Annotated in this window: 6 protein-coding genes; 3 read left to right on the forward strand and 3 right to left on the reverse strand. The window is 59.3% G+C overall.

Annotation, left to right across the window (positions count from 1 at the left end; genetic code table 11):
• Position 1 precedes the first annotated feature (1 nt).
• Positions 2–703, reverse strand: a complete 702-nt coding sequence (gene queC, locus KHQ28_RS22510; protein ID WP_032419344.1) for a 7-cyano-7-deazaguanine synthase QueC — start codon at positions 701–703, stop codon at positions 2–4.
• Between the two features lie 66 nt (positions 704–769).
• A complete protein-coding gene (locus tag KHQ28_RS22515; RefSeq protein WP_004177251.1) occupies positions 770–2470 on the reverse strand; it encodes an SgrR family transcriptional regulator in 1701 nt (566 codons plus the stop codon).
• 127 nt (positions 2471–2597) lie between these two features.
• Here KHQ28_RS22515 and cof point away from each other — a divergent pair, with 127 nt between their 5' ends.
• Positions 2598–3416: an HMP-PP phosphatase gene (gene cof, locus KHQ28_RS22520; protein WP_004151335.1), complete on the forward strand. Its 819-nt coding sequence runs from the start codon at positions 2598–2600 to the stop codon at positions 3414–3416.
• Positions 3417–3460: 44 nt separating this feature from the next.
• On the opposite strand, the gene KHQ28_RS22525 is transcribed toward cof, so the two are convergent.
• Positions 3461–4513 carry a PLP-dependent cysteine synthase family protein gene (locus tag KHQ28_RS22525; protein WP_009307943.1) on the reverse strand — a complete coding sequence of 351 codons (1053 nt, stop codon included), beginning with the start codon at positions 4511–4513 and terminating at the stop codon, positions 3461–3463.
• 115 nt (positions 4514–4628) lie between these two features.
• On the opposite strand from KHQ28_RS22525, the gene KHQ28_RS22530 reads away from it, so the two are divergent.
• Positions 4629–5087 carry an Lrp/AsnC family transcriptional regulator gene (locus KHQ28_RS22530; protein ID WP_002891873.1) on the forward strand — a complete coding sequence of 153 codons (459 nt, stop codon included), beginning with the start codon at positions 4629–4631 and terminating at the stop codon, positions 5085–5087.
• Positions 5088–5130: 43 nt separating this feature from the next.
• The coding region (locus tag KHQ28_RS22535; protein ID WP_211777686.1) for a SmdA family multidrug ABC transporter permease/ATP-binding protein at positions 5131–6708 on the forward strand (1578 nt) is incomplete at its 3' end.

Genomic DNA, 6708 nt, shown 5'->3' on the forward strand with positions numbered 1-6708 from the left:
ATTATGCCTGCGCCAGTCCGGTTTTTTTCTGCATCACCGCCATTACCCTGACCTTGTCCGCCAGATACTGGTTGAGTCCGTTTGCGCGCAGGTTACAGGCGGCGCACTGGCCGCAGCCATCGCCCTTAATGCCGTTGTAGCAGGTGAGGGTTTCCCGGCGCACCAGATCCAGCTGACCCCAGTAGTCGGCGAGCGCCCAGGTCTCGGCCTTATTCAGCCACATCAGCGGCGTCTCAAAGCGAATGTCTTTCGCCATCCCCAGGCTGACGGCGTTGTGCAGCGCTTTGACAAACTCATCGCGGCAGTCCGGGTAGCCGGAGAAGTCGGTCTCGCACACGCCGGTGATGATGGCTTCGGCTTTTACCTGATAGGCGTAGATTGCCGTCAGGGTTAAAAACAGAATATTACGCCCGGGGACAAAGGTGTTGGGAATACCCTCGGCATCAGGCTGATAGTCCGGTACCGGAATGTTATCGCGGGTCAGGCTGCTGACTGCCAGTTCGTTGAGCAGAGTGACGTCCAGCACTTTATGCGCGACGGCGCCCAGTTTCAGGGCGAGTTCGCGCGCAACGTCGATTTCCGCGCGGTGGCGTTGGCCATAATCAAAAGTGACGCAATGCACTTCATCATACTGTTGCAGAGCCTGCACCAGACAGGTGGTTGAATCTTGTCCTCCGCTGAAGACAACTACGGCGCGTTTCATGGCAATTCCTGACTAAATGAATAAAGGCGATATGGTAGCGCCAGACGCCCTCCATCACCAGCTCTCTCACGTCGACGAGGCCGGCAGCCAGGCGCTGGCGAAGTCGAACCAGCCCCGGGCGTTGAGGCGCAGACCATTGACCCCCGGTGGCGCGCTGATCCGATAGTTATACTTGAACAGCGGCGTCATGATGGCGTCTTCCATCAGGCTGTTAAATACGTTGCGCAGCGCATCGTTGCGGCTGCGAGCGTCGGGCTGAGACTGCACCGCGTCTAATGTCGCCTGCAGATGAGCATATTGCGCCCCGGTCAGCAAATTAGGCCACAGCATATCGCAGCGCAGCCACTGTTCCAGGGCGTACTCCGGCGCTTCGCCGATCAGACGGTCGCCCATCATCAGGTCGGCCTGCCCCAGATGCTGGCAGCCTTCCCAGTTTTTAGCGTCGTGGAACAGGAGCGTCAGCTCGCAGCCCAGCAGAGCCAGACGTTGCCTCAGCTGTTCGGCCATCGCATGTAGCTCGACCGGCAGATGATAGAGCAGGGTGAGCCTGGCCGGCAGCGGTACCGCGTTGTTTGCCGGTCCCTGCGGGATGGACCATCCCGGCAGCACCTCATGGCTTGGCGTAATCAGATCCTCCTCCAGCGGCAGCGTATCCAGTAGCGACGAGTGATGGATTATCGACACCAGCCGCTGGGCCTGCGCTTTGCTAAGCCGAGGGCTGTGGCGCAGGGTCAAATAGCAGAAGCCAAGGCTGATACGGTTGCTGACCTGACGCAGATTATGCAGCTCTTCGCGATCGCCGATGGTGATCTGCACCGGATGGCGGCAGCTGGTGCCGAGATCGCGGTCAAAGAGCTGAGGAGTGATCCAGTACTCCACCGCCTGGATCAGCGGATGCTGCAGGTGGTAGCGGGGATGGTTTTCCAGGCGGACGAGTTCCGGACTAAACCGCTTCAGGCGGAACGGTCCGCAGCCAATGGCCGGATCGTCGGGATGCGCCAGCACGCTGCAGTAGCTGGCGAGGCGGAACGGCAGCCAGTAGTCAGGGCGATGCAGGGTTATTGTTAAACACTGGGCATGGGTGACATCGATACGGCTGATGCTGGCGAAGAGGGTCCGCAAGGCGGGCAGCTCAAGCAGCAGCAGTAACCGCTGTCGCAACTGCGCGGTTTCCACCGTATCGCCATTGTGCCAGCACAGCGTGGAGCGGATATAAAAATGCCAGCGCAGGCCGTCCGGGGAGACCTGCCAGTGGTGCGCCAGATCGCCGATCGGCATATTGTCGCCTTCGTCGAAGCGCGTCAGCCCGGCATAGATTTGTCCGGCCAGATGCTGCTCGGCGCGGCCGGGGAGAAAGCCGGGACGCAGCGGCTCCAGCGGGCGATAGTAAGGAATACGCAGCGTGGGGGTATTGTTTTGCCACTGACCGCCGAGGAAGGGATGGAGCAGGGCTTTCAGCTCCACCGGGGCAAGCTGCGCCAGCTCCAGCGCGGTTTGTTGCTGACCGTTGTTCAGCGCCTGCTCCATCATCTCGTTGCGCAGACTTTCCGGGGTTTTGTGAAATGAGAGCTGTCCGCGTTTGCCGCGCCCGGAGCTGGCCTGCCAGCTTAGCCACCCGGCCTCCTGCGCCTGACGCAGCAGAGTACGGACGTGGCGCTCGCTGCAAAAACAGCGCTCCGCCAGTTCGCCGACGGTGACCTGCTGCGGCGCCCCGGCTGAGGGTTGCCACAATCGCTGGTACTGATTTAAACGGTGTAAGAGTCGCATGGGGGTCGTCGTCCACCGGGCCGCTGTAAACCCGGAACAATTAATAATATCTATTCACTATTACTTCCGTATATCCCAGGTGATACTGCAACACAAGCGAAGCCCATCACACATCGGGGAATATACCATGGCAAAACTGGCGGCATTTGATATGGACGGCACCCTGCTGATGCCGGACCATCGTCTTGGAGAAAAGACGCTTTCCGCGCTGAAACGGCTGCGTGAGCGCGATATCACCTTGACCTTCGCCACCGGCCGCCATGTGCTGGAGATGCACCATGTGATTGGCGAATTTTCCCTTGATGCATTTCTGATCACCGGCAACGGGACGCGCATCCATTCGCTGGAAGGGGAGGAGCTTTATCGCCAGGATCTCGCTCCCGAGGCGGCAGAAGCGGTGCTGCACGGCAAATGGGATACCCAGGCCAGCATGCACGTCTTTAACGATGGCGGCTGGTTTACCGGCCAGGCAAGGCCTGAATTGTTGCAAGCGCATGTATTCAGCGGCTTTCACTATCAACTGTGCGATCTAAAGCGTATGTCGGCGCAGCATGTCACCAAGATCTGTTTCTGCGGCGATCATGACGATTTGCGCCGTCTGCGGATCCAGCTGAATGAGACGCTGGGCGATCGCGCATTTCTCTGCTTCTCGGCAATGGACTGTCTGGAGGTGCTGCCGGTTGGCTGCAATAAAGGCGCGGCGCTGGCGGTGCTCAGCCAGCATTTAGGCTTCACCCTGCAGGAGTGCATGGCCTTCGGCGATGCGATGAACGACCGCGAGATGCTGGGCAGCGTTGGGCGGGGGTTCATCATGGGCAACGCGATGCCGCAGCTGAAAGCCGAGCTGCCGCATCTGCCGGTAATTGGCGACTGCCGGAATCAGGCAGTCTCCCATTTTTTAACTCATTGGCTGGATAATCCTGATCTTCCTTATTCCCCCGAATAGAGAGACCCTTCCAGCAAGCCAGATAGGCTTCTATCTGGCTTTTTTTATCGCCTTTCGACCAGACCGGCGATCTCCGCCTGCCAGGGCGCAATATCGCCGATATTGTCCGCCACCCACTGCGGGTTGTAATAGCTTTCCAGGTAACGCTCGCCGCTGTCGCACAGGAGTGTCACTATCGAGCCGGTGCGACCTTCTTCGCGCATCCGCGCGGCCAGCTGCAATACGCCCCACATATTGGTGCCGGTCGAGGCGCCTACCTTGCGCCCAAGCTGCGTTTCCAGCCACAGGGCGGTGGCTACGCTCGCCGCATCCGGCACGCGCAGCATCTCATCGACAACGTCGGGAATAAACGACGGCTCGACGCGCGGCCGTCCTATGCCTTCAATTTTGCTGCCGACCGGGCTGCGCAGGCTGGCGTCGCGGGTCTGCCAGTAATCGAGGAACACCGAATTCTGCGGATCAACGACCATCAGCTGCGTCTCGTAGCCCTGGCTGCGAATATAGCGGCCAATGGTCGCTGAGGTGCCGCCGGTGCCGGCGCTCATGACGATCCATGACGGCTGCGGGTGCGGCTCATGGCTCATCTGGCGGAAAATACTGTCGGCGATATTGTTGTTGCCGCGCCAGTCGGTGGCCCGCTCGGCGAAGGTAAACTGATCCATATAATGGCCGTTCAGCTCGCGGGCCAGCGTTTCGGAAGCCGCGTAGATTTCGCCGGCGCTCTGCACAAAATGGCAGCGTCCGCCGTAGAACTCGATCTGTTCGATTTTGCGTCTGGCGGTGCAGGAGGGCATCACAGCGATAAACGGCAGCCCCAGCAGGCGGGCGAAATAGGCCTCCGAAACGGCGGTTGACCCTGAGGAGGACTCTATAATTGGCGTGCCTTCTTTGATCCAGCCGTTGCACAAGCCATAGAGAAACAGCGACCGCGCCAGGCGATGCTTCAGGCTGCCGGTGGGGTGGGTGCTTTCATCTTTCAGATACAGGTGGATGCCCGGAAAAGCGGGCAGCGGCAGACGGATCAGGTGCGTGTCGGCGGAGCGCTGATAGTCAGCGTTGATTTCGCTAATGGCATGTTTAACCCAGGCGCTATTCATCGTGATTTCCTGTTTGTCATTTTGTGCCTAGCTTAGCGGAAAGCGCAGGAAAAATTGTTGCCATTTAACCTGTGGATTACCATTATGAGAGCAAAATTTTCTCTTAGGATGCCCAATGCTAGATAAAATTGACCGTAAGCTGCTGGCGCTACTGCAGGAAGATTGCACCCTCTCTTTGCAGGCGCTGGCCGATGCCGTTAATCTGACCACCACGCCCTGCTGGAAACGCCTGAAACGGCTCGAAGACGAGGGCATTCTCCGCGGGCGCGTCGCCCTGTTGGACGCGGAAAAGGTGGGGCTGGGGCTGACGGCGTTCGTCCTGATCAAGACCCAGCATCACAGCAGCGACTGGTACTGTCAGTTCGTGAGCGAAGTGACGCAGATGGCGGAAGTGCTCGGCTTCTGGCGGATGGCGGGGGAGTATGACTACCTGCTACGGGTGCAGGTGGCTGATATGAAACGCTATGACGACTTTTATAAACGTTTAGTGAACAGTGTGCCCGGTCTGTCGGATGTCACTTCGAGTTTTGCCATGGAACAGATAAAATATACCACCGCCTTGCCTGTCGAATAACGGTATTGCGCCGTAACCCATTACAAAATCAGGATTTTATTGCTTGCGATTATTTGCTCAACTCAGCTGGTACTTCCGCCGGGAGTGGCGCCGCTATCTTGGCGCAATTGCCCTGCTGGTCATTATTGCCGTCCTGCAGCTTATTCCACCGAAGGTGGTGGGCATTGTGGTCGACGGCGTGACGCAACAGCATTACACCGCGGAGAAGGTGTGGATGTGGATCGGCGCGCTGGTGCTGATCGCGGTGATGGTCTACCTGCTGCGCTATGTCTGGCGCGTGCTGTTGTTCGGCGCTTCTTACCAGTTGGCGGTTGAGCTGCGGGAAGATTTTTACCGGCAACTGAGCCGCCAGCATCCGGCGTTCTATTTGCGCCATCGTACTGGGGATCTTATCGCCCGCGCCACCAATGACGTGGACCGGGTGGTGTTTGCCGCTGGCGAAGGAGTATTAACTCTGGTGGATTCCCTGGTGATGGGCTGTGCGGTATTGATTGTGATGTCGACGCAGATTAGCTGGCAGCTTACTCTGCTGGCGCTGCTGCCGATGCCGCTGATGGCCCTGGCGATCAAACGCAACGGCGATGCGCTTCACGAACGTTTTCGCGTTGCTCAGGCGGCCTTTTCCAGCCTCAACGATCGCACGCAGGAGAGCCTGACCAGCATCCGCATGATTAAGGCGTTTGGGCTGGAGGATCGCCAGTCGGCGCAGTTTGCTGCCGATGCTGCCGATACCGGCGCGAAAAACATGCGCGTGGCACGCATTGACGCCCGCTTCGACCCCACCATCTATATCGCCATCGGGGCCGCTAACCTGCTGGCCATCGGCGGCGGCAGCTGGATGGTGATCCACGGCAGCCTGACCCTGGGCCAGCTGACCAGCTTCGTGATGTATCTTGGCCTGATGATCTGGCCGATGCTGGCGCTGGCGTGGATGTTTAACATCGTGGAGCGCGGTAGCGCGGCCTATGGTCGTATCCGCACGATGCTTGAAGAGGCGCCGGCGGTGGATGACGGGACCGAGGCGGTGCCGGCAGGCCGCGGCGTCCTGCAGGTTGCTATCCGTGATTTCATCTATCCGCAGGCGAGCAAACCTTCGCTGGAGCAGGTAAATTTTACTCTCCAGCCGGGGCAAATGCTGGGCATCTGCGGGCCGACGGGCGCCGGCAAAAGCACCATTCTGGCGCTGCTGCAGCGCCATTTTGACGTCACTCACGGCGAGATCCGCTTTCACGATCTGCCGCTGCCGATTCTGCAGCTCGACAGCTGGCGCGCCCGGTTGGCGGTGGTCAATCAGACGCCATTTTTATTCTCCGATACCGTCGCCAATAATATCGCGCTGGGAAAACCGGACGCGACGCAGGCGCAGATTGAGCGGGTTGCACAACTGGCCAGCGTGCATGACGACATTCTGCGTCTGCCTCAGGGCTACGAGACCGAAGTGGGCGAGCGCGGCGTGATGCTCTCTGGCGGCCAGAAACAGCGCATCTCTATTGCTCGCGCCCTGCTGCTGGAGGCCGAAATTTTGATCCTCGACGATGCCTTATCGGCGGTGGATGGCCGCACCGAGCACCAGATCCTGCATAACCTGCGCCAGTGGGGGGAGGGGCGGACGGTCATTATC

The organism is Klebsiella sp. 28 (genome assembly GCF_018223905.1).
Lineage (GTDB): Bacteria > Pseudomonadota > Gammaproteobacteria > Enterobacterales > Enterobacteriaceae > Klebsiella > Klebsiella pneumoniae.

Excerpts from the sequence above, each read along its gene's own strand:
- cof (WP_004151335.1), top strand. The coding sequence starts at position 2,598 with ATGGCAAAACTGGCGGCATTTGATATGGACGGCACCCTGCTGATGCCG.
- KHQ28_RS22530 (WP_002891873.1), top strand. The coding sequence starts at position 4,629 with ATGCTAGATAAAATTGACCGTAAGCTGCTGGCGCTACTGCAGGAAGAT.
- queC (WP_032419344.1), bottom strand. The coding sequence starts at position 703 with ATGAAACGCGCCGTAGTTGTCTTCAGCGGAGGACAAGATTCAACCACC.
- KHQ28_RS22525 (WP_009307943.1), bottom strand. The coding sequence starts at position 4,513 with ATGAATAGCGCCTGGGTTAAACATGCCATTAGCGAAATCAACGCTGAC.
- KHQ28_RS22515 (WP_004177251.1), bottom strand. The coding sequence starts at position 2,470 with ATGCGACTCTTACACCGTTTAAATCAGTACCAGCGATTGTGGCAACCC.